The organism is Streptomyces violaceus, assembly GCF_036014075.1.
Lineage (GTDB): Bacteria > Actinomycetota > Actinomycetes > Streptomycetales > Streptomycetaceae > Streptomyces > Streptomyces violaceus.
In genome coordinates this window covers 7968712-7993983 of record NZ_CP107911.1, presented here as the reverse complement: position 1 = coordinate 7993983, position 25272 = coordinate 7968712, and the positions used below count along the sequence as shown (strand labels likewise).

Annotated in this window: 19 protein-coding genes; 10 read left to right on the top strand and 9 right to left on the bottom strand. The window is 71.9% G+C overall.

Features of this window, described 5'->3' with window-relative positions:
- Nucleotides 1-182 precede the first annotated feature (182 nt).
- The 4 genes from OG542_RS36015 to OG542_RS36000 all read left to right on the top strand — a co-directional run bounded on the left by OG542_RS36015 (nt 183) and on the right by OG542_RS36000 (nt 5256).
- Nucleotides 183-659 carry an Lrp/AsnC family transcriptional regulator gene (locus OG542_RS36015; RefSeq protein WP_328336874.1) on the top strand — a complete coding sequence of 159 codons (477 nt, stop codon included), beginning with the start codon at nt 183-185 and terminating at the stop codon, nt 657-659.
- Nucleotides 660-703: 44 nt separating this feature from the next.
- Nucleotides 704-1399 carry an HAD family hydrolase gene (locus OG542_RS36010; protein WP_328416442.1) on the top strand — a complete coding sequence of 232 codons (696 nt, stop codon included), beginning with the start codon at nt 704-706 and terminating at the stop codon, nt 1397-1399.
- Between the two features lie 127 nt (nt 1400-1526).
- Nucleotides 1527-4340, top strand: coding sequence for a beta-L-arabinofuranosidase domain-containing protein (locus tag OG542_RS36005; protein ID WP_328416440.1), 2814 nt, complete (start codon nt 1527-1529; stop codon nt 4338-4340).
- Between the two features lie 151 nt (nt 4341-4491).
- Nucleotides 4492-5256, top strand: coding sequence for a DUF4142 domain-containing protein (locus OG542_RS36000; protein ID WP_328416438.1), 765 nt, complete (start codon nt 4492-4494; stop codon nt 5254-5256).
- 45 nt (nt 5257-5301) lie between these two features.
- Here the strand turns inward: OG542_RS36000 and OG542_RS35995 are convergent, their stop codons facing one another.
- Complete coding sequence (locus OG542_RS35995) at nt 5302-6075, bottom strand: LysR family substrate-binding domain-containing protein (protein ID WP_328416436.1); 774 nt, start codon at nt 6073-6075, stop codon at nt 5302-5304.
- Nucleotides 6076-6309: 234 nt separating this feature from the next.
- Between OG542_RS35995 and OG542_RS35990 the strand changes: the two genes are divergently transcribed.
- The 6 genes from OG542_RS35990 (at nt 6310) to OG542_RS35965 (ending at nt 12254) form a co-directional block, all read left to right on the top strand.
- Nucleotides 6310-6702: a DUF5997 family protein gene (locus OG542_RS35990; protein WP_193483440.1), complete on the top strand. Its 393-nt coding sequence runs from the start codon at nt 6310-6312 to the stop codon at nt 6700-6702.
- Nucleotides 6703-6896: 194 nt separating this feature from the next.
- Entirely contained in the window at nt 6897-8222 is a 1326-nt protein-coding gene (locus OG542_RS35985; protein ID WP_328416433.1) for an ABC transporter substrate-binding protein, read from the top strand.
- The gene (locus OG542_RS35980; protein WP_311129962.1) at nt 8219-9130 is read left to right on the top strand and encodes a carbohydrate ABC transporter permease; all 912 of its coding nucleotides are present in this window, start codon (nt 8219-8221) and stop codon (nt 9128-9130) included. The genes OG542_RS35985 and OG542_RS35980 overlap by 4 nt, the downstream gene beginning before the upstream one ends.
- The gene (locus OG542_RS35975) at nt 9127-10071 is read left to right on the top strand and encodes a carbohydrate ABC transporter permease (protein WP_328416429.1); all 945 of its coding nucleotides are present in this window, start codon (nt 9127-9129) and stop codon (nt 10069-10071) included. The genes OG542_RS35980 and OG542_RS35975 overlap by 4 nt, the downstream gene beginning before the upstream one ends.
- A 27-nt stretch (nt 10072-10098) precedes the next feature.
- A complete protein-coding gene (locus OG542_RS35970; protein ID WP_328416427.1) occupies nt 10099-11007 on the top strand; it encodes a 5-dehydro-4-deoxyglucarate dehydratase in 909 nt (302 codons plus the stop codon).
- The gene (locus OG542_RS35965; RefSeq protein ID WP_328416425.1) at nt 11004-12254 is read left to right on the top strand and encodes a glucarate dehydratase family protein; all 1251 of its coding nucleotides are present in this window, start codon (nt 11004-11006) and stop codon (nt 12252-12254) included. The genes OG542_RS35970 and OG542_RS35965 overlap by 4 nt, the downstream gene beginning before the upstream one ends.
- 37 nt (nt 12255-12291) lie before the next feature.
- Here OG542_RS35965 and OG542_RS35960 read toward each other — a convergent pair whose 3' ends face one another.
- From OG542_RS35960 to OG542_RS35925, 8 genes are read right to left on the bottom strand one after another with little or no spacing between them, the layout of a single operon-like run.
- Nucleotides 12292-13188, bottom strand: a complete 897-nt coding sequence (locus OG542_RS35960; RefSeq protein ID WP_328416423.1) for a peptidoglycan-binding protein — start codon at nt 13186-13188, stop codon at nt 12292-12294.
- Nucleotides 13188-14732 (bottom strand): DUF6519 domain-containing protein, encoded by a 1545-nt coding sequence (locus tag OG542_RS35955; protein WP_328416421.1) that lies wholly within the window; start codon nt 14730-14732, stop codon nt 13188-13190. Before OG542_RS35955 ends, OG542_RS35960 begins: the two co-directional genes overlap by 1 nt.
- A 57-nt stretch (nt 14733-14789) precedes the next feature.
- On the bottom strand, nt 14790-16973 hold the full coding sequence (locus tag OG542_RS35950) for a hypothetical protein (protein WP_328416419.1): 2184 nt from the start codon (nt 16971-16973) through the stop codon (nt 14790-14792).
- Nucleotides 16973-20833, bottom strand: a complete 3861-nt coding sequence (locus OG542_RS35945) for a putative baseplate assembly protein (RefSeq protein ID WP_328416417.1) — start codon at nt 20831-20833, stop codon at nt 16973-16975. The genes OG542_RS35950 and OG542_RS35945 overlap by 1 nt, the downstream gene beginning before the upstream one ends.
- Nucleotides 20830-23925, bottom strand: coding sequence for a putative baseplate assembly protein (locus OG542_RS35940; RefSeq protein ID WP_328416415.1), 3096 nt, complete (start codon nt 23923-23925; stop codon nt 20830-20832). The genes OG542_RS35945 and OG542_RS35940 overlap by 4 nt, the downstream gene beginning before the upstream one ends.
- Entirely contained in the window at nt 23922-24332 is a 411-nt protein-coding gene (locus tag OG542_RS35935) for a GPW/gp25 family protein (protein WP_311130518.1), read from the bottom strand. Before OG542_RS35935 ends, OG542_RS35940 begins: the two co-directional genes overlap by 4 nt.
- A gap of 14 nt (nt 24333-24346) precedes the next feature.
- The gene (locus OG542_RS35930; protein ID WP_184595013.1) at nt 24347-24691 is read right to left on the bottom strand and encodes a hypothetical protein; all 345 of its coding nucleotides are present in this window, start codon (nt 24689-24691) and stop codon (nt 24347-24349) included.
- 19 nt (nt 24692-24710) lie between these two features.
- Nucleotides 24711-25247 (bottom strand): phage baseplate assembly protein V, encoded by a 537-nt coding sequence (locus tag OG542_RS35925; protein ID WP_193483451.1) that lies wholly within the window; start codon nt 25245-25247, stop codon nt 24711-24713.
- Between the last annotated feature and the right edge of the window lie 25 nt (nt 25248-25272).

Here is a 25272-nt window from a genome sequence, read left to right as displayed (position 1 = left end):
CGCCCCCTTCGCTCGTCGGCATGGGAAAGCATGAAAAAGCGTCGGGGTCCGCAGCGCCATCGACGCCTGCATACGGGAGTCCCGGACGCCACTGGCTCAACCGGCTCCTTCTAGACTGAGCCATTGGTACAGCCGCCAGCGGTCGGAGGGCGGCCGCGGCAGAGGACTGAGGAGGGCGCGGCATGCCCGTGGACGAGCTCGACACCCGCATCCTGCGGCTGCTGCTGGAGCAGCCGCGCACGAGCGTGCGCGAGTACGCCCGTATCCTCGGCGTCGCCCGGGGCACGCTCCAGGCCCGGCTCGACCGTCTGGAGCGCGACGGCGTGATCACCGGAACGGCGCCGGACCTCTCCCCCGCCGCGCTCGGCCATCCGGTGCTCGCGTTCGTGCACATCGAGGTCACCCAGGGCCATCTCGACGAGGTGGGCGACGCGCTGGCGGCGGTGCCGGAGATCGTCGAGGCGTTCTCCATCACGGGCGGCGGGGATCTGCTGACCCGGGTCGTGGCGCGGGACAACGCGCACCTGGAGGACGTCGTGCAGAAGCTGATCAGCCTGCCCGGGGTCGTCCGCACCCGTACCGAGATCGCCCTGCGGGAGCGCGTCTCCCACCGGCTGCTGCCGCTGGTGGAGTCGATCGGCCGCGCGGCCCGGTCCTGACCCCCTCACGATCCCTGGATCATGGCCTTTGACATGCTGACGCCATGAGCAATCTCGGCGGCGTATCGGTCATCTTCGATCTAGACGGAACGCTCGTGGACAGCGAGCCCAACTACTACGAGGCGGGCCGGCAGACCCTCGCCGAGCACGGCGTCCCCGACTTCAGCTGGGCGGACCACGAACGGTACGTCGGCATCAGCACGCAGGAGACGGTCGCGGACTGGAGGGAGCGGTACGGTCTGCGGGCTTCCGTGGAGGAGCTGTTCACCGTCAAGAACCGCCGCTATCTCGAACTCGCCCGCGGCTCCACGCGCGCCTACCCCGAAATGCGCCGGTTCGTCGAGCTGTTGGCGGCCGAGGACGTGGCCATGGCGGTGGCCTCGGGGTCCTCACCCGAGGCCATCGAGGCGGTCCTGAGCGGCACGGGCCTCGACGCCTACCTGCGGACCGTCGTCTCGGCGGACGAGGTCGCGCACGGCAAGCCCGCCCCCGATGTCTTCCTCGAGGCGGCCCGCCGGCTCGGGGCGGAACCGGCCGGCTGCGTGGTGCTGGAGGACGCCGCCCCCGGCGCCGCGGCCGCGCACGCGGCGGGGATGCGGTGCATCGCGATCCCGTACGTCCCGACGCAGGCGGACGCCCCGGAGTTCGGCACCGCCGGTCTGCTCCTGCGGGGCGGTCAGGAGGAGTTCACGGCACAGACGGCGTTCGACTGGCTGGTCCGCTCGGCAGGCCTGTCCTGAACTCACCTCTCCCGACCCGTTGACGCTCCCCCGCCTCCTCCCTATGGTCTGGTCGATCACTCGTACAGCGTTCGAGATATCGAATACGTCGAGTCCGTGGAACCGTTGGCCCCGTGGAGGAGCACACATGGCACGGCCCCTCTCCAGACGAACCCTTCTCCAGGCAGCGACCCTCGCCGCGGCCGTACCCGCGCTCTCCGAGGCGGCGACGGGCCGGGCCGTCGCGGCTCCCGCGGCCGCCGCCGGCACCCCGGCCTCCTGGACCGTACGGCCGTTCGGGCTGGAGGACGTGAGCCTCGGCCGGGGCGTCTTCGCCGACAAGCGGAAGCTGATGCTGGACCACGCCCGCGGCTACGACGTGCACCGGCTGCTCCAGGTGTTCCGCGCCAACGCCGGCCTCGCCACGGGCGGCGCGGTCGCCCCGGGCGGCTGGGAGGGCCTGGACGGCGAGGCCAACGGCAACCTGCGCGGGCACTACACCGGCCACTTCCTGACCATGCTGGCGCAGGCGTACCGGAGTACGAAGGAGCAGGTGTTCGCCGACCGGATCGGCACCATGGTCGGGGCGCTGACCGAGGTGCGGGCGGCGCTGCGGCGAGAGCCGGCGGTGCTGAGCGTCGCCGGGAAGTTCGGGACCGCCGCGGACCAGGTACGGGGTTCCTACCAGTACATGGATCTGCCGGCCGCCGCGCTCGGGGGAACCTCGGCGGTCACTCTCTCCGTCTGGGTGCGGCCCACGCACGACGCCAACTGGACCCGCGTCTTCGACTTCGGCAACGACACCACGCGCTATCTGTACCTGGCCGCCCGCAACCAGGCCGGAGTACCGCGCTTCGCCGTCACCACGTCAGGAGCGGGCGGCGAGCAGAGCCTCGACGGCACGGCCCCGCTGCCGCGGAACCAGTGGAGCCATCTGGCGGTGACGATCGCGGGCGGCACCGGCACCCTCTACGTCAACGGCGCCGCCGTCGCCCGGAACACCGCCATGAGCCTCACCCCGGCGGCTCTGGGCACGCTGAAGAACAACTGGCTCGGCCGTTCGAACTACTCCGCCGACCCCGTTTTCGCGGGCGCCTTCGAGGAGTTCAACGTCTTCTCGCGCGCGCTGACGGCCGCCGAGATCACCGAGTTGCAGGGCCGCCGGGCCGCCGACGCCTCGACGGGCCGGGGCGACCTGGCGTCGTACGCCTTCGACGAGACGGCCGGCGGGACCTTCGCGGACGCCTCCGGCCGCGGCCTGACCGCCACCCTGCGCCGCACCTGGGGCGGGCCCAGCCACCCCGGGTTCCTCGCGGCGTACCCGGAGACGCAGTTCATCGACCTGGAGTCGAGGACCTCTCCCGACTACACCAAGGTGTGGGCGCCGTACTACACCGCGCACAAGATCCTCAGGGGTCTGCTCGACGCGTACACCGCCACGGACGACGACCGGGCCCTGGACCTCGCGTCCGGCATGTGCGACTGGATGTACTCCCGGCTGTCCAAGCTGCCGGAGTCCACGCTCCAGCGCATGTGGGGGATCTTCTCCAGTGGCGAGTTCGGCGGCATCGTCGAGGCGATCTGCGATCTGCACAGCATCACCGGCAAGGCCGAACACCTCGCGCTGGCCAAGCTGTTCGACCTGGACCGGCTGATCGACGCGTGCGCCGCGAACACCGACATCCTCGACGGGCTGCACGCCAACCAGCACATCCCGATCTTCACGGGGTACGTCCGGCTGTACGACGAGACGGGCGAGGAGCGCTATCTCACCTCGGCGAAGAACTTCTGGGACATGGTCGTTCCGCACCGGATGTACGGCATCGGCGGCACCAGCACCGCGGAGTTCTGGAAGGCCCGGGACGTGATCGCGGGCACCCTGAGCGCGACCACCGCCGAGACCTGCTGCGCGTACAACATGCTCAAGCTGAGCCGGACCCTGTTCTTCCACGCGCAGGACCCGAAGTACATGGACTACTACGAGCGCGCCCTGTACAACCAGGTGCTCGGTTCCAAGCAGGACAAGCCGGACGCGGAGAAGCCGCTCGTCACGTACTTCATCGGGCTGACGCCCGGTCATGTCCGGGACTACACACCCAAGCAGGGCACGACGTGCTGCGAGGGCACCGGCATGGAGAGCGCCACGAAGTACCAGGACTCGGTGTACTTCGCGAAGTCCGACGGCAGCGCCTTGTACGTCAACCTGTACAGCCCGTCCACGCTGACCTGGGCCGAGAAGGGCGTGACGGTCACGCAATCCACCGGCTACCCCAGGGAGCAGGGCAGCACCCTCACCTTCGGCGGCGCTCGGGCCTCCTTCACGCTGCGGCTGCGCGTGCCGTCCTGGGCGACCGCCGGGTTCCGGGTGACCGTCAACGGGAGTGCGGTGCCGGGCACTCCGGCGCCGGGGAGCTACTTCGCCGTGTCCCGGACCTGGCGGGCCGGCGACACCGTCCGGGTCACCCTGCCGTTCCGGACGCGGGTGGAGAAGGCCCTCGACGACCCGTCCCTGCAGACCCTGTTCCACGGCCCGGTCAACCTCGTCGCCCGCGCCTCCGCGACGGAGTATCTGAAGGTCGGGCTGTACCGCGACGCCGGTCTGTCCGGCGACCTGACCGCCTCCCTCACGCCGGTGCCGGGCAAGCCGCTCCACTTCACCCTGGACGGGACCGAGTGGGCACCGTTCTCCGAGGGGACGGAGGATCCGACGCACGCGTACTTCCGGCGCGCGGAGCCGAAGGTCGTCTTCGGCGGCCGGGACTCGGGCGTCGCCAACCCGGCGAAGGCCGACGGCACCACGCTGCTGGACGAGATCTGGGCCGGGGCGCCCTTCCGGAACAAGGGGGCGCTGGTGGCGCGGGTACGGTCCACGGTGGACGCGTGGGTGACGGCCGGGCCGCTGAGCAGGGCCGACGGGGACAGGGTGGTGAGCACGGCGGGAGCGGCCTCGTACGAACCCTGAGCGAACTGAGCGGCGTTGGTGTGGGCCCGGTGCTGTGCGGATCCGGCACCGGGCCCCGTCACATCCGGAACTTTTTTGCGGCAGGGGTGATTGTTTCGCGTCCGGCATCCGTACTTCTCGGTGTTGGGCCGTTCATATCCCAGGAGGCACGATGCGCATCTCGCGCAGCACGGCAGGAACCGCGTTCGTGGGCGGTGCGATGATCCTGACGCTCACCGCGCTCGCCTACCCCAGCATGCTGGGTGTGGAGAACGCGGCTTCCGGCCAGGACCGCATCATCGCCAACACCCAGTACGGGCCGTTGACCGAGGCGGATCGCGACTTCGTGGTGAAGGTGCGCGCGGCCGGGCTGTGGGAGCAGCCGCTGGGGCAAATGATCATGGAGCGGAGCAAGTCGCCGGCGATGATTGAGGTCGCGGAGCATCTGCTCGTGGGGCACGGCCGGCTCGACGCGGGCTGCCGCAAGGTCTCCACGGACCTGGGCATCACCCTGCCGAACGAGCCATCGCCGCAGCAGCAGCAGTTCGTGGCGACGGCGGAGGGCAGCTCCGGCAAGGAGTTCGAGTCCACGGCCGTGACCCTCATGCGCATCGCGCACGGGGGCATCTTCCCGACGATCGCCAAGATCCGGGCGACCACCCGGAACAGCATGGTGCGGGAACTCGCCGACACGACCAACGACACCGTGCTCGACCACATCTCGGTCCTGGAGAAGACCGGTCTGATCAACCACGAGCAGGTCAGCTTCCAGATCACCTCCCCGCCCAAGCTGCCTCAGGAGCAGACGACGCCCCCGCCACCGCAGCAGGGTGCGCCGGTCCGTGTGCTGGAGGTCCCGGAGAACCTGAAGGACCTGCAGACGGTCGCTCCCAACCCGTCGTACGGGGCGCCGCAGCCGAGTCCGTCGGCCGGCTGAGCCAGGAACGGTACGGGAGTCGCGCTCCCGCCGCGGGCCCTGGGACTAGGAACGGCGGCGGGGCTTTCCGCGCCTGTCGCCCTTGGGGGCGCCGCGCCCGCCCTTGCCGGTGCGCTTCGCACCCGCGGACTTCCCGGCCGCCGACTTCCCGGGCACCGGCTTGCGCCGGGCGCCGCCCCGGTCGGCGGCCACCGACTCGTCCGGCTGCTTGCGGCCCCGGGTGCTGTTGACCGTGCGGCCGCGGACGATGCCGATGAAGTCCTCGACCTGGTCCGTCGTCGCGTCCTGGGGCCAGGACAGTGCCACGCTCGACGCGGGGGCGTCCTTGAGGGGACGGTGCGTGAGGTCCTTGCGGTGGTGGAGGCGGGCGAGCGACAGGGGCACGACGAGGACGCCGATCCCGGCCGCGACGAGTTCGACGGCGTCGGCCGTGGTGGCGGGGCGTTCGACGGCGGGCTGTCCGGGCAGGGTGTCCCAGTCGAGGACGTCGTCGAGGGGGTGCAGCACGATGTCGTCGGCCAGGTCCTCCGGTGACACCTCGTCGACGGCCGTGACCAGGTGGTCCTTGGGCACCACGACGACCGTCTGCTCGGTGTAGAGAGGGATCGCGCTGAAGACCGTCCGGTCCACGGGCAGCCGGACGAGACCCGCGTCGGCGTCCCCGCCCAGCAGCCGCTCGGCCACCGCCCCGGCGGCCACCTGCGTCAGAGCCAGCGGGACATCGGGCTGCCGCTCGTTCCAGACACGCACCCACTTGTCGGGCATCACCCCGGGGACGTATACGAGCCGGAACGAGGGAGAAACATCCGAGCCTGTCACCGGGCCAGGTTACCGGGCGTGGTCAGGGGTCGTGCACATGCTGGGCCCTGTCGCCAGATTCCCGCCGTCCGCCCGGAGGGTGGGCTCCGCGGCGCCTGGTGCGTGCGATCGCAAGGCGCCGGGGCGCCCTCGTGGCGGAGCCACGTGGGCGGTTCGGCAACGCGGCGAGCGTGCGTGCCAGGCGCCGCGGAGCAGGTGGGAATCTGGCGACAGGGCCCAGATACCCTGGGCATCATGACGTCGCACCAGAGCACCCAGACGATGAAGCCCGCCACCGCGGCGAAGAAGCTGGGTGTGTACCTCGAGGCCACACCCGCCGAGTTCCGGGAGGGTGTCGTCACGCGCGCCGAGCTGAACGAGCTCCAGGCGAACCCGCCGCAGTGGCTTCAGGAACTGCGGCACAACGGCCCGCACCCCCGGCCGGTGGTCGCGGCGAAGCTCGGGGTCTCCATCGCGGGGCTCGCCCGCGCCGGTGTCACCGAGCCCCTCACCACCGAGCAGATCGAGACACTGAAGCAGGAAGGTCCCGAGTGGCTGGAGCGGGAGCGCGCCACCCAGGCGGAGGTCCGCAAGGAAGCGGCCCGTATCAAGAAGAAGAACGCCGAGCGGGCAGAACGCCAGGCCTGACGCCCCCTTGCCCCGAAGGCCCCGACCGGATCATCCGGTCGGGGCCTTCGTCGTTCTCCGGCCGCACAACCCGCACCGTATGGCCTCGGTGAAATCTTTCAGCCATGTATTGACATGGCGATGAAACGATCCGTAGCTTGGCCGATCATTTAGATTCGTGAAACACGTTCACGAACATGAACGGAGAACCACCCATGCGGGATCGCCGACGAAGTCACCGCCTGGCTGCGGCGCTCGCCGTCTCGGGGCTCCTGTTCGGAACGGCCGCCTGCGGCTCCGGTTCCGGCAGCGCCCGGGCCGGCGATCCGAACACCCTGGAGGTGTGGACCCGGAGCGATCCGGAGTCCGCCCAGACCTACCAGAGGGTGTTCGCCGCCTTCACCAAGAAGACCGGTATCAAGATCGACTACCAGCCGGTCATGAACTTCGACCAGCAGTTGCAGAGCCGCGCGTCCACCAAGGACCTGCCGGACGTCATGATCAACGACACGGCCCTGATGGGCAGCTACCAGGCCCAGGGCCTGCTCAAGCCCATCACCCCGGACTCGATCGCCGGACACGACGAGATCACCGCCAAGTCCTGGTCCTCCACCGTGGGCCGCGACGGCAGGCACTACGGCATCCCGTACTCCCGTCAGGCCATGACCCTGTTCGTCCGCAAGGACTGGCGGGAGAAGCTCGGCCTGCCGCAGCCGAAGACCTGGCAGGACACCCTCGCCCTCGCCAAGGCCTTCGCCACCCGCGACCCGGACGGGGACGGCAAGAGGAACACGTACGGCATGGTGGTGCCCGGCAGCGCCCAGAACGGCTATGTCGCCTGGTGGGGCTCCAGCTGGCTGTGGCAGGGCGGCGTGCGGATCCTCGAGAAGGAGGGCACGGGCTACCGGCCCGCCATGGACTCGGCGGCGGCCCTGCGCACCGTCACCTGGATGAAGAAGAACCTCTTCTGCGGCGACAGCGGTGTCATCCAGCCCAGCGCCCTGACCTCCGTCACCGCGAACACCACCAACTTCCAGGACGGCAACGCCGGGATGTACCTCACCGGCCCGTACAACATCTCCACGTTCGACGAGGCTCTCGGCAAGGACAAGTACGAGGTCCTGCCCGCGCCCGCGGGCCCGGCCGGGAACGAGGTGCTGGCCGACGGCGAGAACGTCTACTTCGGCGCCAAGACCGGCAAGGCGAAGCAGGAGCAGGCACTCGCCGCCTTCCTGGTCTCCCCCGAGGGCCAGACGCTCGCCATGACCGGCGACCACCAGCCCGTCGTGCGCATCCCCGTCAACTCCACGCTGGACGCGGCGAAGGTGCGCGACGACCCGCGCTGGAGTGTCGTGCAGAAGGCGTACGAGACGGCCTCCGTGCAGTTCCCCAACGCGCCCGACTTCGCCCCGATCAAGCAGGACACCGCCGACGCACTCAACGCGATCTTCACGTACTGCGGCAGCGACGTCCGCTCCGGCCTGCAGGAACTCAACGACACACTCGCCGGTGACCTCAAGGACCAGGACCTGTTGAAATGACCGCGACCGTGACGACACCCGGGCCGCGCAGAGCCCGGATCCTCGGCAAGAAGGCCGTACTGCCCTGGCTGTTCCTCGCCCCGGGCCTGCTGCTCGCCCTCGTCTTCAAGTTCCTGCCCATGGGCAAGGGCGTCTGGCTCAGCTTCTACGACGTGCGGCCCTTCCTCGGTGACAAGTGGGTCGGCCTCGACAACTACACCCGGGTCCTGACCGACCACCGCTTCCAGGACGCCATCGGCCACACCCTGCTCCTGGGCATCGGGATGTCCCTCGGCGGCATCGTCGTCGGCTCCCTCCTCGCCCTGCTGCTGGAGGGTCAGGCCCGCTCGCTGAAGATCATCCGTACCGCCGTGTTCCTGCCCGTCGTCACCGCGACCGCGGTGGTCGGTGAGATGTGGCGGCTGATGTACTACCCGACCTCCGACGGCCTCATCAACAGCGGTCTCGGACTCTTCGGGCTGGGGCCCGTGCCCTACCTCGACAACCCCGGCACGGCGCTGTGGGCGACCATGGCCATGGGCATCTGGATGCTCGCCCCGTACAACATGGTGATCATCCTCGCCGGACTGGCGGGCGTGGACCGCTCGTTGTACGAGGCCGCCGCGATGGACGGTGTCTCGCTCTGGCAGCGGCTGCGCCACATCACACTGCCCGCGATCCGCCCCGCCCTCGGCATCGTCCTCACCCTCGCCGCCATCCGCGGGCTGCGCGTCTTCACCGAGGTGTACGTCCTCACAGGCGGCGGCCCGGCCGGATCCACCGACGTGTGGATGACCCGCGCCTACACCCTCGGCTTCACCCGTAACGACATCGGCGGCGCCTCGGCCGCCTCCGTGGTCCTGCTCTGCGTGACGCTGCTGCTCACCGTCACGGTCAACTACCTCCGCAAGAGGGGAGACGTGAGATGAGCGCTCCCGCCATCGACCCCGTCCGGACCCCGGTGACCGCATCTCCCGCGCGGAAGTCCGCCGGGAAGCAGCGGACCACCCCCGCCCGCTTCGACACCGCCCTCGGCTGGAGCGACCGGCCGGGCCCCGCCTGGGTGCTGCGCTTCCTGCTCTGCGTGCTCGCCCTGGGCGTCTTCGCGGCGCCGTTCCTGACGATCTTCTCCGGTTCCTTCAGCGAGAAGGCCAGCGGTTCGACCCTGTCGTTCCTCCCCCACCACCCGACCCTGCTGAACTTCGAGGTGGCGGGCGAGCGCGGCATCTGGGACTACTTCGGCAACTCCCTGGTCATCGCGGGCGGCGGACTGCTGCTCCAGCTCGCCGTCTGCACGCTCGCCGCGTACGCCCTGGCCCGGCACCGCTTCCGTGGGCAGGCCCTGATCCTGACCCTGTTCATGCTGACGATGATGCTCCCGGAGGAGGTCATCGCCATCCCGCTGTCCCTGGTCCTCGGGCATGTGCCCGTGGTGGGCATCGACCTGAAGGGCACCGTCTGGGGCGTGATCCTGCCGCTCGGCGCCTGGGGCTTCTCGGTGATGGTGCTCACCGAGTTCATGAAGGACATCCCCTCCGAGATCGAGGAGGCCGCCCGTATCGACGGCGTGGGCGAGCTGCGGATGCTGTGGCAGGTCATCCTGCCGCTGTGCAAGCCCGCGCTCGGCGTGGCCGGGGTGCTCGGCTTCATCATGATCTGGGACCAGTACCTGCTGCCCCTGATCGCCGCCAAGGACCCCACCGACTACACGGTCACCGTCGCCCTGTCCATCCTGCGCACCGACCCCGAGGTCGGCTCCGGTGTGGTGCTGGCCGGTGCGGTCATCGCCCTGATCCCCAGCCTGATCGTCTATCTGCTCCTTCAGCGCTCGCTGGTCACCGGCATCGCCGCCGGGGCCACCAAGGGCTGACCCCCACCCCCCACGTATGAGGGAGACATGAAGTTCCACGGAGTGCTGTTCTTCCCGGTCACGCCGTTCACGGCGGACGGCTCACTGGACGAGGAACGGCTTGCCCAGCACATCGAGTCAGGGGTCGCCGCAGGCGCGGGAGGTGTGTTCGTCGCCTGCGGCACCGGCGAGTTCCACGCGCTGTCGACCGAGGAGATCGAGCGGGCCACCCAGGTCGCCGTCAGGACGACCGCCGGACGCGTGCCGGTCCTGGCGGCGGCCGGCGGTCCGACACCGGTTGCCCGGGAGCAGGCCGCCCGCGTCGAGCGGGCGGGTGCCGACGGCATCCTGCTGCTGCCGCCCTATCTGGTCAGCGCCCCGCAGCAGGGTCTCGTGCGGTACGTCCAGGAGGTCACGGCCGCCACTGACCTGCCCGTCATCTTCTACCAGCGGGGCACCGCCCGGCTCACCTCGGACACGGCCGCCGAGATCGCCGCCCTGCCCGGGGTCGTCGGACTCAAGGACGGCCTCGGGGACATCGAGCGGATGCACCGCATCGTCCGCGCGGTGCGTGCCGTGCCGGGCACGGAGGACTTCCAGTTCTTCAACGGCCTGCCCACCGCCGAGATGACCGCGCCCGCCTACAAGGGCATCGGCGTCGAGCTGTACTCCTCGGCGGTGTTCGCCTTCGCCCCGGAGATCGCCCTGGCCTTCCACCGGGCCCTCGCCGAGGACGACGACGCCCTTCTCTCCCGGCTCCTCGACGAGTTCTACGGCCCACTGGTCGCCCTGCGCGACGAGGTCCCCGGATACGCCGTGTCGCTCGTCAAGGCCGGGGTGACACTGCGCGGCCTGGACGTCGGCGGCGTACGGGCGCCGCTGCTCGATCCGGCACCGGAGCACCTGGCACGGCTCGCGAAACTCCTCGACCACGGACTGGAGGTGGCCGGCGCATGAGCTCCACGCGTATCCGTGAGCTGATCGTCACCCCGATCGCGTTCGGCGACCCGCCGCTGCTCAACTCCAACGGCGTGCACGAGCCGCTCGCCCTGCGGGTCATCCTCCAACTCGTGCTGGAGGACGGCACGGTGGGCCTCGGCGAGTCCCCGGGCGGCACGGCCCGCCTGGAGCGACTGCACGCCGCCGCGAAGGTGGTCGTGGGCATGGACGTCTTCGACACCACGGCCCTCGCCGCCGCGATCGACGCGGCCCTGCTGCCGACCGTGCCCAGCTCCCACGAGCGCGGCTGGACCACCTCGGCCGTCGAGGTGGCCTGCCTCGACGCACAGGGCAAGCTGCTCGACCGCCCGGTCAGCGACCTGCTCGGCGGCAGGGTGCGCGACGCGGTGCCGTTCGCCGCGTACCTCTTCTACAAGTGGGCCGAGCACCCCGCGCTCGACGGCCGCCCGGCCATCACCGACGACTGGGGCGAGGCCCTCGACCCGGCGGGGATCGTCGAGCAGGCCCGGCTGATGCAGGAGCGGTACGGCTTCCGATCGTTCAAGCTCAAGGGCGGCGTCTTCCCGCCCGACGAGGAGATCGCCGCTATCCGGGCCCTCGCGGAGGCCTTCCCCGGGCAGCCGCTGCGTCTTGACCCCAACACGGCGTGGACGGTGGAGACGTCGAAGTACGTCGCCCGCGAACTCGACGGCGTCCTGGAGTACCTGGAGGACCCGGCCAAGGGCATCGAGGGCATGGCGGAGGTGGCGAAGGACTCGCCCATGCCGCTCGCGACCAACATGTGCGTGATCGCCTGGGAGCACCTGAAGCCGGCCGTCGAGCAGAACGCGATCCAGGTCCTGCTCACCGACCACCACTACTGGGGCGGGCTGCGCCGCACCCGTGAACTGGCCGCCGTCTGCGAGGCGTTCGGGCTCGCCCTGTCGATGCACTCCAACTCGCACCTGGGCATCAGCCTCGCCGCGATGACCCATGTCGGCGCGGCCATCCCCAACCTCGACCACTCCTGCGACACGCACTACCCGTGGAACTCGGCGGACGACGTGATCGTGCCGGGTGTGCTGGAGCTGCGCGACGGGGAGGTCAAGGTACCCACCGGGCCCGGACTCGGCGTGGAACTCGACCACGACAAGCTCGACTTGCTGCACCGTCGTTATGTCGACTCAGGCATGCGCGGCCGGGACGACACCGGTTACATGCAGCGGATCCAGCCGGAGTACGAGCGGCTGCTTCCCCGCTGGTGACACCCGTGCGCCCCTCCGTGGGGAGGGGCGCACGCTCTCACTTCCCGGACCTGGGGACCTTCAGCCGGTCCCAGGTGAGCTTGCCCGGGATGCCGTCGGCGTCCTTGCCGGAGAAGTTCTGCTTCTGCTGCCAGAGCGCGTAGGACCGGCGGTCGGCCTCGGACCAGTCGGGGCTGGGCCCCTCCTCATAGCGGCTGCAGCCCTCGGCGACCAGGCGGCGGCCCATCGCCGTGATGATCGGGGAGCGCTGCCCGACGTGGAAGAACGCGGCTCCCGGGAACGGCTCGTAGGACGGCTTGGGCGCGGGCTTGGGGCCCGGGTCCGGCTTGGTGCTGCCCCCGCCGCCCTTCAGCCGCTGGGAGATGCGCTTGCGCATGCCGTCCATGGTGAAGCCGCGCGGGTCCACCTTGCCCGGCTGCCACTCCTTGTGGCCGATGACGGAGCGCTCGGACCAGCCGTGGTGGCGGCAGATCGCCGCTGCCACCTTCTCGATGGCCTCCTTCTGCGCCTCGGGCCAAGGGTCCTTGCCGTTGCCGAGGTTGATGCACTCGAAGCCGTAGAAGTGCCGGTTGCCGTCGGTGTCGGCCTCGTTGTCGGCCGGCAGCTTCGACTCGTTGATCACGGCGCGCAGGACGTCGCCGTCGCCGACACCGGCGTGGTTGGCCCGGCCGTTGCCGACCAGGTGCACGTGGCCCTTCTTGTCGATGACGCCGTGGCACAGCGGGCCGGGCAGGCTCGAGTAGCCGTCGTAGCAGATGTCGACGGAGGAGGCGGTGCCCGAGGTGACGGTGTGGTGGATCATCACGCCGTTCACCGGGCCCCAGGGGCCCTTGCTGTTGCGGTTGTGGGTGCGCCAGCTGCGGACCTCGTGGACGGTCACGCCCTCGGCCCGCAGGATCTCCACCAGCTTGGACGCGCTGAGCGGCTTGGCCATCAGTTGTCTCCTTCCACGGCGGCTTCCGCCTCCGCTGTGGTCTGGGACCTCCCCTGTGAGGGGTCCTCTGCGGCCAGCTCCTCGCGGCGGGCCTGTTCTTCGGCGGCGAGCGTCGCCTCGTCGGCGGCCGGCATGCTGCTCGCCAGCGGGCCGAACGCCAGGCGCAGGTCGACCGCGCTGCCCTCGCCCTTGATCAGGGCCAGCGGGGCGAAGTGCCGGGCGATGCCGGCCGGTCCGCGGAGCAGCGGGCGGCGGGCCGGGTCGACCGGCCACTCGACGCTGCCGGTGGCGGTGCGGGCGGGCACGATCCAGTGGTCGCCGGTGCGGTAGGCGCCGCCCTTGGCGAAGTACACCTCGACGCCGTCCTCCAGGGGCAGCCACTCCCCCTCCGTGACGGGGATCGCGCCGCCGCGCAGGTCGGTGCTGCGGCCCTTGCGCTTCGGGCCGCCGTGGTGGTCCCAGCGGCGCAGGTACGGGTTCAGGTGCGCGAGCCGTCCCACGCCCGGGTCCGGTTCGGCGGACAGGCGGACGCGGCGGCCCGGCAGGTCCAGTTCCTCGACCCGCAGCAGCGGCAGGGGCTCCAGGCGGGAGGCGTAGGCGGTGTCGACGAACTCCACGTGGTCACCGACGTCCAGGTCCAGCTTGTCGTCGTGACCGAGGGACGCCAACTGCACCCAGGCGCCGTCGAGTTCATCGACGGGGAAGACGACGGAGCCGTTCTCGCGGGACCACTTGAAGGTGGCGTCCTTGGCCTCGCCGCCCTCGTGGACCTCCACCCGGTACAGCTGGTTCTCCGGTCCGCGGTAGCGGGCGTCCGGCTTGACCAGGCAGGGGTCCTCGTCGGCGTGGTCGGGCCTCTCGCTGCGGGCGGCGAGCCGGGCCGAGGGGGCCGACCGGCGCTGCGCCCAGCGGGTGAAGGCGGCGCGGACGACCTCCTTGGACGGGTCGCTCTCCTCGATCTCCAGCTCGGCGAGGGACAGCGCCAGCACCTGCCAGACGACCTTGACGCGGGCGGCGGTGTCGGGCATGGCCGCGCCGAGGGCGACCTCGCGCAGCGCGGGGTCCTCGGCGGCGCTGACCGTGCGCTCCCACACGTTCAGATAGACGAGGAACGGCGTCTGGGCGGGCGAGGGCAGCCGGTCGCCGGGCTTCTCCGGGTCGCGGAAGGCGTCGGGCTGGTCCCAGTAGGTCCAGTGCGCGGGCGGCTCCTGCGCGGACTCCTCGGCGTCCTCGTCGGGAACGGGCACCCCGGTGGCCGGCCGGTCGGCGTCGCACAGGATGCCGTCGACGTAGTAGCGGCCCCCGTGGACGATGAGGGTGTCGATCTCGTGCTTGCCGCCCACGTACTCGATGCGGAACCCGGCGGCGTCGCGCGGCCCGCCGTGCGGCCCGATCAGGTCGGCGGCGAGGCTGCGGGCCTGGTGCAGCTGGATCGCGGTCTGCTCGTTGAGGTCGGCGTCGAGCTGGACGCGGCCCTGCTGGGCGACGACCGCGGAGTAGTGCCGCTCCGGGCGGAACGTGGAGCGGGAGAGGTCTGCGTGCATGAAGGGTGTCCCCCCAGGTTCAGAAGTGCGTATTCACGAAGTCGGTGGCGGTGCGGCTCACGTCACGAAGAAGATCCCCGCGTCGGTACCGGCCGGCGTGTACTCGGCGAGCCGGGCCCTGAGTCCGTCCTCGCGCTGCGGCCGGTAGAGGTCGTGGAAGGCGCCCATCTCGGCGCCGTCGTCCGCGCCGCGCCGGATCTCCTCGGGGCACCGGTCGGCGAGCAGCCCGTACCAGGGCGTGCCGTAGCGCTGGGACGTGAACGACGGCTTGGTGTCCGCGCAGCGGTGCCGGCGCGGGGTGCGCGAGCCGGTGGGGACGGAGGAGTAGCGCACGCAGCCGATGCCGCGCCGGGCCACGTGGAGCCGGCCCGTGAAGACCGAGTTCTCGGCGATCCGCACCGCGTGCGTGTGGATCTCGCCGATGACGGTGGTGCGGTGCAGGTGCAGCACGGCGTGGGCGTGGCGGCAGTCCGGGGCGGACAGGGCCTCGCGGTCGTCGGCGGTGGCGTCGAGGACGCTGTCCCGGATGTGGATGTCGAGGGGGTCCTCGCCCACCTCGTCGCCCATGACCTCGATGGTGCCGAGGATGCTGTGCTCGATCTGGAGGCACCCGGTGGTGCGGTCCAGGACGATGCTCGGCTCCTCGGGCGAGTACGGGTCGCACTCGGGCTCCAGCGACCAGCCGGGCACGAGCGTGCTGTGCCGTACGACGACGGCGCCCATCGCGCCGGTCACGTTGATGCCGCGTCCGGCGACCAGCAGCCCGTCGAGGACGACGCGCGGCCGCTCGTGCGGGGCGCAGTCTTCGGACACCGCGCGGATGTTGAGGGCGTCGGGGCGGTTGCTGTACCAGTCGAGCAGGCGGATGACCGGGCGCGTGCCCTCCGCCGCCCGCACTTCGAGCCGGTCGCCCGGGTCGAGGTCGAAGTCCAGTTGCTCCTGGTAGGCGCCGCTGTGCGTGATCTCGATGATGCCCTCGGGCCCGGTGCGGCCGGCCCGGCGGTCGTGCTGCCAGGCCCGGTAGGCGTCCATGATCTGCCGGTACGGCTGTCCGGGTCCGACCCGGTAGAACTCCGCGTCCGGGCGCGGCTCACGGTCGCGCTCGTACTCGCCGCCGCCCATGTCGGCGGCGAACGCGTAGTGGTAGTCCACCCACACGCCCTGCCGGGGCGCGGACCGCGAACCGAACGCGATCCGGCCCAGCTCGGGGTCGACGGCCACCTGGCCGCGCTTCGGCCGGTAGCGCCAGTCCGACAGGTCGGCGACCACGATGTCCGAGGGCGGTACGGGGTTGTCCTCGCCGTCGCGCCGGATGACGAAGCTCTTGCCGGGGCCGTAGTAGTCGAGCAGCCGGTCGTGCAGGAGCCGGCGGGTGACGAACGCCGGCACGTTGTCGACGGTGGCGGTGGGGGTCCCCCCGCTCGAGCGAAGTCGAGAGTGGGGGAGCGTCGGCGACGGCTCCGGGAAGGGCTTGGTGACCAGCGGGGTGTCGTTGCCGAGGATCGAGAAGGTGTAGAGGTTGCGGGCCCGGTCGATGCAGTAGGCCGGGGTCCGGGTCAGCGAGTACGCCTTCAGCCGCCACACGAACAGGGCGACGCCCGCCGGGGTCCAGCCGCCCTGCCGGTGCCGTGACTCGGCGCGGCGGACGTCGACCGTACGGGCACTGTTCGCGAAGGGGCCGCCGCTGAGGGCGAGTTCGGTGCCGTCGCGCAGGTCGGTCAGCCGGCCGCGCTCGCCCCGGTGCGTACCGGTGCCGTACAGCTTCACCGGCTGGGTGTGGGCCACCTGCCGGGACAGTTCGACGGCTCGGGCGGGCCAGTCGGCCACCTGCTCGGACAGTTCCTCCAGCAGGTGCAGGGTGCCCTTGCGGCGGCGCCCGGCGACCGTGGCGGCCACGTCCCGGCGCGGGGCGACGGCCTCGGCGAGGGCGGCCCGGCCGCCGTCGTGCAGGCCGGTGGTGAGGACGCGTTCATAGCCGGGCAGGGTGCGATAGCCGACGAGGTCGCCGAGGTACGGCAGCACCCAGGGGGCCGCCGTCTCCACGAACAGGTCCTCGTAGCCCTGCTGGACGCCGTCGCGGACGCGGTCGACCTGCTCGGCGATCACGGCGAGCAGGGCGCGCAGTGGCTCGCCCTCCTCGGCGTCGCGCAGCCGGTGCCAGCGGGGCAGCAGGTCGGCGAGCCCGTCCGGCTCCCTGGGCACCACCGGGGTCGGCGTCTCCAACTGGGGATCCGGGGACATCACTTGACCTCCGTCAGTATCAGGGTGTCCGCGGCCCGGGGCGACAGCAGCGCGAGCTGGGCCGGGCGGATGCCGCGGAAGACGTACACCGACCGGCCCTTGGGCAGGCGCCGGGTGTCGGTGATGTCGGGGTTGAGGCGCAGCAGTTCGGCGAGCGGGACGCCGTACCGGGCGCAGATCTCCGACAGCGTCTGGCCGTTCTCGGCGCGGACCGTGTGGATCTTCTCGTCGTACGTCGCCGGATGTGCCGGGACGGACGCCTTGGGCGGTCCCGGCCGGGTGAGCAGCTCGGTGAGCTCCTCCGGGGTCGCGGAGGCGGGCACGCCGGTGAAGACGTCGACGTCCACGTAGTCGACGCCGGGCACGGTGTGGGCGGTGGCCAGGACCTCGGAGAGGCGGGCGGGCCGGCCCAGCTCCCGGCCCTCGAAGCCGAGCCGGTTCAGCAGGGCCCGGCGCAGTCGCGGCTCGACGTTCTGCCAGGCGTGGTCGGGGGCCAGCTTCACCTGTGCGGCGATCAGCAGCAGGACCAGTTCCCGGCCGTCCACGCGGACCGGGAGGTTGGGGTCGCCGTACTCGGTGAGGGCGCCGCGCAGGGCGCGCAAGGTGTCCGAATCGGGGGCGATGGGCACATCATCCGTTCCGGCCACCGTCACGTGCAGCACGCGCCGCCGCCCGTCGAAGAGTTCGCGTGCCGAGGCCCGGCCGATGCCGGCGCGGGAGCGGGCGAAGTCCTCGTAGTCGGACTCGGACACCAGCCGGTCCAGCGCCGAGACGGCCAGCGGGACCGTACGGCGGGTCAGGCCGGGGCCGTCGGCGTCGGCGCCGCCGGTGGCCGGGCGCGGGTTGGTGACCGCGGTGACGCCCAGCGGCCGGGTGAGGGGCTGGGTGACACGGTCCGCGGGCACGTTGGCGGCCCTGCCGGTGCCGAAGCGGTAGCGGGCGCGGACGTTCTCGTGGCCGGAGGGCAGCCGGGCGCCGTGCACACCGTCGCCGAAGGTCACGGTCGTCCGGCCGTCGGCCGTGGCGCCGGTGATGTAGACCCGCTCGGCCGGGCCGCGTCCGGCGAGGCTGTCGACCTCGTGCCACAGCACGCCGTCGATCCGGATCTCCAGCACCGGGGTGGCGCCGAGCGGATTGTCGTCGGCGAGCCAGGTCAGCGGGGACTGCCAGAGCGCGAAGGTCTGGTTGACGCGGTCCGAGTCGCCGCTGCCGATGGCCTCCTCGCGGCTCTCGCCGTGGGTGGCCTCGACGACGTTGCCGAGGATGCGGACCGTTTCGCGGCGGTAGCGGTGGGCGAGGTCGGCGGTGAGGGTGAGCCGGGTGTGGACGTGGTCGCCGGGCAGCCGGGGGTCGACCGCCGGGTCGGCCGTGGCGATCGAGACCACCTCGGTGGCGCGCACCCCTGCCGTGCCCGGGATGTCACTGCGCTCCCCAGCCACGACGAGCGTGCGGCCGGGCCGCAGCCCCTCGTACAGCTCGGCGAGTTCGATCTCGTTGCCGTGCACGTCCTCGCCGAGGGGCTCGTCGGCGAGACGCAGAGGTTCCCCGGCCGCGTGCACGGTGGTGTCGCGGATGTGCGACAGCAGGACGTCGAACTCGTCCAGCCAGGGGTCGGCGAGGGTGAGTTCGGTGCCGCGGCCGGTGATGCCGTAGTTGGTGTACGCGGCCGTTCGCGCGGCCACCACCTGGGTGGTGACGAACTTCAGCTTCGGGTCGCCGGGCACACCGCCCTCGGCACCCTTGGCGGGCCGCTGGATCGCCACCCAGCTGCCGACGGTGATGCCCTCGTGCACGGTGTCCAGCTGGAGCGTGCGGCGGTTGACGGGCTCCGGCTTGGTGGCGATGACGGCCTCGACGTGGGGCTCGGCGCTGCCCACCGTGTACGTGAGGCTGACCTCGTGATCGCCGTGCGTGAACTGCTCACTGGCGCCCGGCCGCAGGGCGATCTGCTCGGAGGTGCCGTTGTGGACGCCGACGTGGACCAGGCCCTCGTCGTCGGGCCGGGACACGAAGAGCGTGCGCTCGGGCAGGCCCGAGTGGAGGCGGGCGGTGACGCCGGGCTCCTGCGAGTCGGCGGGCATGGGGGTCCCCCCGCTCGAGCGATTTCGAGAGTGGGGGAGGTTCAGCCAGCTCAGATCGCGATCCTGGCCGGAGCGCACGGACAGCTCGACCTGACCCGGGCCGAGGGTGAAGGTGACCGGCTGGGCGACGGGCAGGTTCTCCGCGCGCTGGTCGGAGCTGCTGCCCTCGACGTACTGGAACTCGGCCCGCACCGGGGACTTGCCAGCCGTGTCGAACACGACCCGCATGGTCGCCAGCACCGCGCCGGTCAGCGGCCAGTCGGCGGTGCGGATGACCCGGCCGCGGTCGTCCTGGACCGGCTTCAGCGGGGCCGTGGCACCGAACGGGGCCGCGGTGACGCGCAGGGCGAGCAGCTCGCGCAGGAGCTGCGGGGTGCCGGGGGCGCCGGCCGTGCGCCAGGCCGGGTAGAGACTGCCGAGGCCGGGGTTGAGGGCGGACAGGAGGCGCGCGGTGTCGGTGCCCGGGAGCTGCCGGCCGGTGGTGCCCAGGGGGGCAGGGGCCGTGGCGCGCAGGGCGGGAAGTACGGCACCCAGGGCATTTAGAGCGGCGGCGCGCGAGTCGCCCTCAAGGGGCGCGGGGAACTGCGCGACCAGCCCCAACGGCCCCGCAGACGGCCGACCACCGATCGACGCACCCTCCTCATCCCTCTGCGCGGGCGCCAACTCCAGCGCCCTCTCAGCGAGTTCGGCGAGCACCGCTTCCAGCTGCTCGAACCACGCCGCCACATCCTCATACGGAGTAGCCAGCACCTGCGCCTCACCGAGCCGGGCAAGAGGCTCAGCGATACGGACCGCGAGCCGCTCGGGCGTCTTGACCTCGTCGAGGTCGTTACGGAGCGGTTCGAGGACCTGGTCCTCGAAGTCCTCGATCAGCCGGCTGACCGGCCGCGGGTTGGGAACCTCCGGGGTGGGCGGCTCCTCCCCCGGCTCTCCCGGCTGCACGGGCGGAGCCGTCCAGCGCCGTACCTCGTCGACGAGTTCCTTCAGGGTCGCCGGCGCCGACTTCGGCAGGGAGATCGCCGTGATGTCGTCGTCCCGGTCGACCCGCGTCCTCGCCACCGGCAGCAGCTTGCGCGCGCCGCCCGCGCCCTCCCCGAAGACGAACAGCAACTGGTCGCCGGTCTGGAGGGAGAGCCCGGTGCCCTCGACGAAGAGTTCGGAGCGCTTCTCGAGGTCCTGCGGGGTGAGGAGCGAGGGACGGCGGCGGCGGACCTTCAGCTCGTTGAAGTCCCAGCGGGCCGTCAGGTCCCGGGCGGTCTCGAAGGTCAGCGATGCCTCGTCGGCGGACGCGGGGACGCTGTGGCTGCGCGCGCCGCGCGGAATCAGCACGTTCTGCGCCTCGGCGCGCGGGTCGCGTTCGAGGGTGTACGCCAGGTGCGTGGCGGCGGCGACGCCGGGACGCGGGCGGTGCCCGACGAGCCGGCCGAGCAGCACCAGGGAGCGGTGCTCGTCGGCGGTGCGGATGTAGGCCTCGTCGGCGATCCGCTCGGAGTGGAAGGTGAGCAGGTCGCCGAGGACGGCGGTGGCGTCGAGCAGGCCGATCGCCGGGTCGTCCGGGGTGCGGACGGTGAGGCGGTTCAGCGCCGGGTAGGCGGGCGAGGCGAGCCGGTCGAGCAGGGCGGCCAGGAAGGAGCCGTACTCGCCGACGCGGTAGTCCAGCGCGGTGCGGCCGGGCGGGTTGTGCGGCGGCGCCGGAGCGAGGCGCTCGTCGTGGCCGCCGCGGCAGGCACCGCCGCAGCCGCAGTCGTCGGTCGCGGGGACCGGGTGCGGGTCCGTCATCGGGCACCTCCCAGGGATATCGCCAGCAGGCCGTTCTCCGGCCGGTCCGGGTCGTTGTCACAGGTGGCGATCTCCAGCGGGCCGAGCCGCAGCACGCCGTCCTCCCTCTCTCCTCGGTCTTGTCCGTACAGCCGGCGCAGCCGGGTGATCTCGACGCTCTCCACCCCGGGCACGGCCGCGGCGACGGCGACCAGGCGGCTGAGCCGCACCGGTTCGCCGAAGGTGAGCGCGTCGGGGTGGAAGAACCCGAGCCGTCCGCTGCCCAGCACGCGGTACAGCTCGGCCAGGATCTGCCCGTGCTGGTGGCCGGGCCTGGCGCACACGGTCAGCGCGATGTCGAGAGGCACCAGGCGGGCGGGACCCACGACGAGGTCGTGGCCGATGCGCCGGTACGTCTCCAGGGCCTGGGCGACCGAGTCGAGCAGGCCCGGCGACGGGTCGGCGGTGCCGTACGCGTCGATCGCGATGTGTGCCTCCTGGACGCTGCCGGTCCAGCGGATCTCCGCCGCCGCCCGCTGCACTCCCGGCAGGGCGCCGGCGAGGGCGGCGTAGTCCTCGGCGGTGACGGCGCGCAGCCGGGTGCGGCGCAGGTCGAGCGGGGCCAGCTGGCGTACCTGCTCGACGGGTTCGGGCTGAATGCCGCCGGTGGCGGGCAGCGGGTTGCGCACCACGGCGACCGGCGCCTCGCAGTCGCCTTGCACGACCAGGTGGTTGATGGCCTCGGCGCCGACGTTGCCTGCGGTGCCGCCGCCGAGCCGGTAGCGCAGGGCCAGGCGGGAGCCGGGTGTGGGCTTCGCGCCGTGCCGGCCGTCGCCGAAGCGCAGCGCGAGGCGTCCGTCGTCCTCCAGTTCGCCCACGAAGTGCCGTTCGCGCGGACCGCTGTCGAGCAGGTCGCGGCGCGGCACCCAGGTCTCGTCCCCGTCGTGCGGGCGTACGGCGGGCAGCGCCCGGCGCGGGTCCTGGGCGAGGGCGGCGGTCGCCGAGCCTCGCAGTACCGTCTCCTCGGGGTGGAGTCCGGTCGCGTAGGCCGGGCCCCAGGCGTGGGCGATCTCCCAGGCGATGTGCCCGTCGAGGACGGTTCCCGCCCGGGCCCGGGCGGCGAGGACCTCGACGCGGCGCAGTTTGGTGTCGAGCAACTGGTCGCTTCGGTAGAGCAGTTCACGCAGGGCGCGGACCGGGTGGCGGTGCAGTTCGAACCGCTCCAGCACGTTCAGGCCGTAGATCACGGCGAGTTCGGCGATCTCCTCCTGGCCGAGCCCGTCCCGGTCGCGGGCGCTGCGCCACAGCTCGACGAGCCGCTGCCGCACCCGGCCCGGGATCGCCGCGATCCGCTCGGCCTGCCCGGCGGCGACGGTGCCGGGGTCGGGGAAGGGCACCGCCTGGGTGACGGGCGTACGGCCGAGGACCGGACGGAAGCGGGGCGCGATGCCCGGGTAGACGGACTGGGCGAGCAGGGTGCGCAAAGCGGCGGCCTGCGCGTACGCGGTGCCGGGCACGACCTGTTCGTGCCGCTGGCCGGCGCTTTCCAGGCCGATTCCGGCACGGTTGGTCGCGGCCTCGCCGACGACGTCGAAGAGTTCGCGGACGTCGCCGGGTACGAGGGCCCGGCCCGACTCGGTCCGGTCCGTCAGGGCGTTGATCAGCCGTGCGGGGGCGTTGCCCTCCTCGGTGTCGTGGCAGCCGAAGGCGGGAGGGTCGCAGGGGGCGGTCACGGCGGGCACGGGCGGCACGGTGACCGTCTCGGGGAGGCCGGTCAGCGTCCGGCCGTGGTCGGCTAGGACGACATTGCCGCGGGCCAGCGTCACGTCCTCGACGGGCAGGCAGTCACGTCCGCCGCGTGTGGTGAGGCAGAGCGGGAAGCGCAGCGCGTCCTCGGCGGCCCAGGTGACCTCCAGGACCGGCTGGTCCTCGATCCGGTCGAGGCCGGGTGTGACGGAGGTGATCCGGACGGCCTGGCGGTGGGCGGGGTCGGCGTCGCCGGGGGTGCCGGTGCGCGGGCCCTTCACCTCTTCGAGGATGAGCACGTCGCCCGGCCTGAGGGCCAGCCGGCGCTCGCGGCAGGTCTCCGCGTCCACCCACGCGTCCCGCAGGGTGGCGGCGGTGGCGCCCCGCGGCAGGGTGCACACCTCGCCGCCCCAGGTCCACAGCCGGATGGCGTTGTGCGCGACCCGCAGTTCGAGCGGGTCGGTGGCGACGACCGGTTCGAAGACCTCCACCGAGCCGCGCTCGTCGAGGTCGCCGAGGTCGGCCTCGTCGATCACCGTGCCCGGTTCGGGGCGGTCGTGCGGGTCGAGGCTGCGTACGTCGACGGAGGCGAAGCGGAACGTGCCCGGGGCGAGAGTCTGGTCTTGTGCGGTCCGGACGGTGACGTACGCGCGGGCGTTGCAGCCGTCGTGCATCGCGTAGTCGATGAGCTTCACGTGACGGCGTACGGAAACCCGGCGGCGGGCGGTGTCGAGGTAGGCCTCGGTGGCGACCGCGTCCTGGTGGTAGCTGATCTGGTCGCCGGTGTGGGCGAGGAGTTCGACGAGGGTCATGCCCAGGTCGGCCGGGTTGCGCTCGACCCAGTCGGGGGTGGTGAGCGCGAGCCGGTCCAGGAGCAGCTTGCGGATCGTCTCGTAGTCGCGGGCCGTGTAGTCGATGACGGGCGCGGCGGGGAAGTCCGTCTCCGGCCGGTCCTCGTCCTTGCAGTCGAAGGGGGTGGGACAGTCGGGCAGGAAGGAGAACGTGGCGCTGTGGTAGCGCTGGTCGAAGCCGCGGTACGGCTCGGTGCCGGGCCGGCCGTACGGGTCGCTCTCGACGAGGGAGAGCCGGTAGCGGGAGGTGTCTCCGGCCTTGTCGAGGGTGACGTAGAGCCGGTCGTCGAGCTCCGGGTCCTCCTCGCGTTCGACGCTGACGTCGACGGCGGTGATGCCGGTGACGCGGCGGCCGCCGTCGATGCGGACGTTCTCGGGGCAGAGGCCGTGCGGGGCCTTGCCGAGGAAGGTGACGGTGAGCAGCAGGCCGTCGTCGCCCGTTTCGACGGTGTCGACGCCATTGAGCTGGGCGGCCCTCACCTTGCCGCGGCGGGACGCTGTGGTGCCGGTCGTCATGCGGCGGCCCTCCCTTCGAAGACGTCGTCGCGCCGGGTGCCGGTGGCCCGGACGGCGTACGACAGGTACACACGGACGGAGTGGTCCTCGCTGACGATGTCGAGGGCCGTGACCTCGATGAGGTCGCCGAGCCAGCGCTGCAGCGCGGCCTGCACCGACAGTTCGAGCGTGCTGATGAGTTCGGGGCTGTTCGGCGCGAACACCAGGTCGAGGAGTCCGCAGCCGAAGTCGGGGCGCATCACGCGCTCGCCGGGGCTGGTGAACAGCAGTTGCTCGATCAGGTCGTGGACGTGCTCGCCGTGGGTGGCGTGCGCGGTGCGGCCGCGGCGGTCGGCGCGGAAGGGGAACGCGACATCGCTGCGCGGGCCCCTGGCACCCACGGGAGCGGTGGCGTTGCCGGGATTCATCGGGCTCGTCGAACTCATCGGACGGTGACCTTTCGCTGCGCGGCCTGGACGACGGGCGGCCCCTGCGGGACGAAGGCCGCGCTGAAGCACTGGGCCGCGGAGGTGTCGAGCAGCACGGGCGCGCCGTCGACCGTGATGCCGGTGGTGTCGGCGGTCCAGCGGACCGTGACGCACGGCGAGGGCACCCGGTCGACGGTGTGCGGGCAGCCGGTGACCACGTAGGAGTGCGCGGCCGTGGCGACGGCGGCACCCGCGACGCGGACGCCGCCGGAGGGCGGGGTGGCCGCGGTGACGCGCCCGCCGTGCGGGCAGCCGAGCACGGTGCCGGCGTCGAGAAGTCTTCTGGTCGTTCCTGTCACTTGCTGGATCCCCCGTCGTCTATCGCTTCGAGAGCACGGTCAACTGGCCCTCGTTGATCGTCACTTCACGTCCGCGCAGCACGACCTCGGCACCCGCGCCGGTCGCGATGACCACGGCCTCCTTGGTGATGCGGATGTAGGCGCCGCCCTGGGCCTGCAGGAGGATCCCCTGCTCGGCGCCCGGCGTGTCGTTCATGACGAGCTTGTGCGCCTGGGGTGTCTGCACGACGACCGGCTTGCTCGGCGAGTTCGCCTGGAGCTCACGGCGCGCGTCGGGCGGCAGCTCCTCGGCGGCGCCGTACCAGCACCCCGTCCACACCGGGAAGCTGGGATCCCCCTGCTCGAACTCCACCCACACACCCGCGCCGGGGGGCGGCACCACGAACTGCCCGGATTCCGGTCCGGTGAACGGCAGGCAGGGCAGCGCCCAGGTCGACGGCTCGTCGCCGAGCACGTCCGGGACCTCGACGGTGACGCGGCCGATGCGCAGCGGGTCGTTGTTGTCGACGACCCGGCCGCGGAATTTGCCGAGGTAGCGATTGCTGGGTGCCGCCATGGTGGAGGTGCTCCTGGTTGGTGGT

Coding starts and splice junctions, on each gene's coding strand:
- OG542_RS36015 (WP_328336874.1), top strand. CDS start 183: ATGCCCGTGGACGAGCTCGACACCCGCATCCTGCGGCTGCTGCTGGAG.
- OG542_RS36010 (WP_328416442.1), top strand. CDS start 704: ATGAGCAATCTCGGCGGCGTATCGGTCATCTTCGATCTAGACGGAACG.
- OG542_RS36005 (WP_328416440.1), top strand. CDS start 1,527: ATGGCACGGCCCCTCTCCAGACGAACCCTTCTCCAGGCAGCGACCCTC.
- OG542_RS36000 (WP_328416438.1), top strand. CDS start 4,492: ATGCGCATCTCGCGCAGCACGGCAGGAACCGCGTTCGTGGGCGGTGCG.
- OG542_RS35990 (WP_193483440.1), top strand. CDS start 6,310: ATGACGTCGCACCAGAGCACCCAGACGATGAAGCCCGCCACCGCGGCG.
- OG542_RS35985 (WP_328416433.1), top strand. CDS start 6,897: ATGCGGGATCGCCGACGAAGTCACCGCCTGGCTGCGGCGCTCGCCGTC.
- OG542_RS35980 (WP_311129962.1), top strand. CDS start 8,219: ATGACCGCGACCGTGACGACACCCGGGCCGCGCAGAGCCCGGATCCTC.
- OG542_RS35975 (WP_328416429.1), top strand. CDS start 9,127: ATGAGCGCTCCCGCCATCGACCCCGTCCGGACCCCGGTGACCGCATCT.
- OG542_RS35970 (WP_328416427.1), top strand. CDS start 10,099: ATGAAGTTCCACGGAGTGCTGTTCTTCCCGGTCACGCCGTTCACGGCG.
- OG542_RS35965 (WP_328416425.1), top strand. CDS start 11,004: ATGAGCTCCACGCGTATCCGTGAGCTGATCGTCACCCCGATCGCGTTC.
- OG542_RS35960 (WP_328416423.1), bottom strand. CDS start 13,188: ATGGCCAAGCCGCTCAGCGCGTCCAAGCTGGTGGAGATCCTGCGGGCC.
- OG542_RS35955 (WP_328416421.1), bottom strand. CDS start 14,732: ATGCACGCAGACCTCTCCCGCTCCACGTTCCGCCCGGAGCGGCACTAC.
- OG542_RS35950 (WP_328416419.1), bottom strand. CDS start 16,973: ATGTCCCCGGATCCCCAGTTGGAGACGCCGACCCCGGTGGTGCCCAGG.
- OG542_RS35945 (WP_328416417.1), bottom strand. CDS start 20,833: ATGACGGACCCGCACCCGGTCCCCGCGACCGACGACTGCGGCTGCGGC.
- OG542_RS35940 (WP_328416415.1), bottom strand. CDS start 23,925: ATGACGACCGGCACCACAGCGTCCCGCCGCGGCAAGGTGAGGGCCGCC.
- OG542_RS35935 (WP_311130518.1), bottom strand. CDS start 24,332: ATGAATCCCGGCAACGCCACCGCTCCCGTGGGTGCCAGGGGCCCGCGC.
- OG542_RS35925 (WP_193483451.1), bottom strand. CDS start 25,247: ATGGCGGCACCCAGCAATCGCTACCTCGGCAAATTCCGCGGCCGGGTC.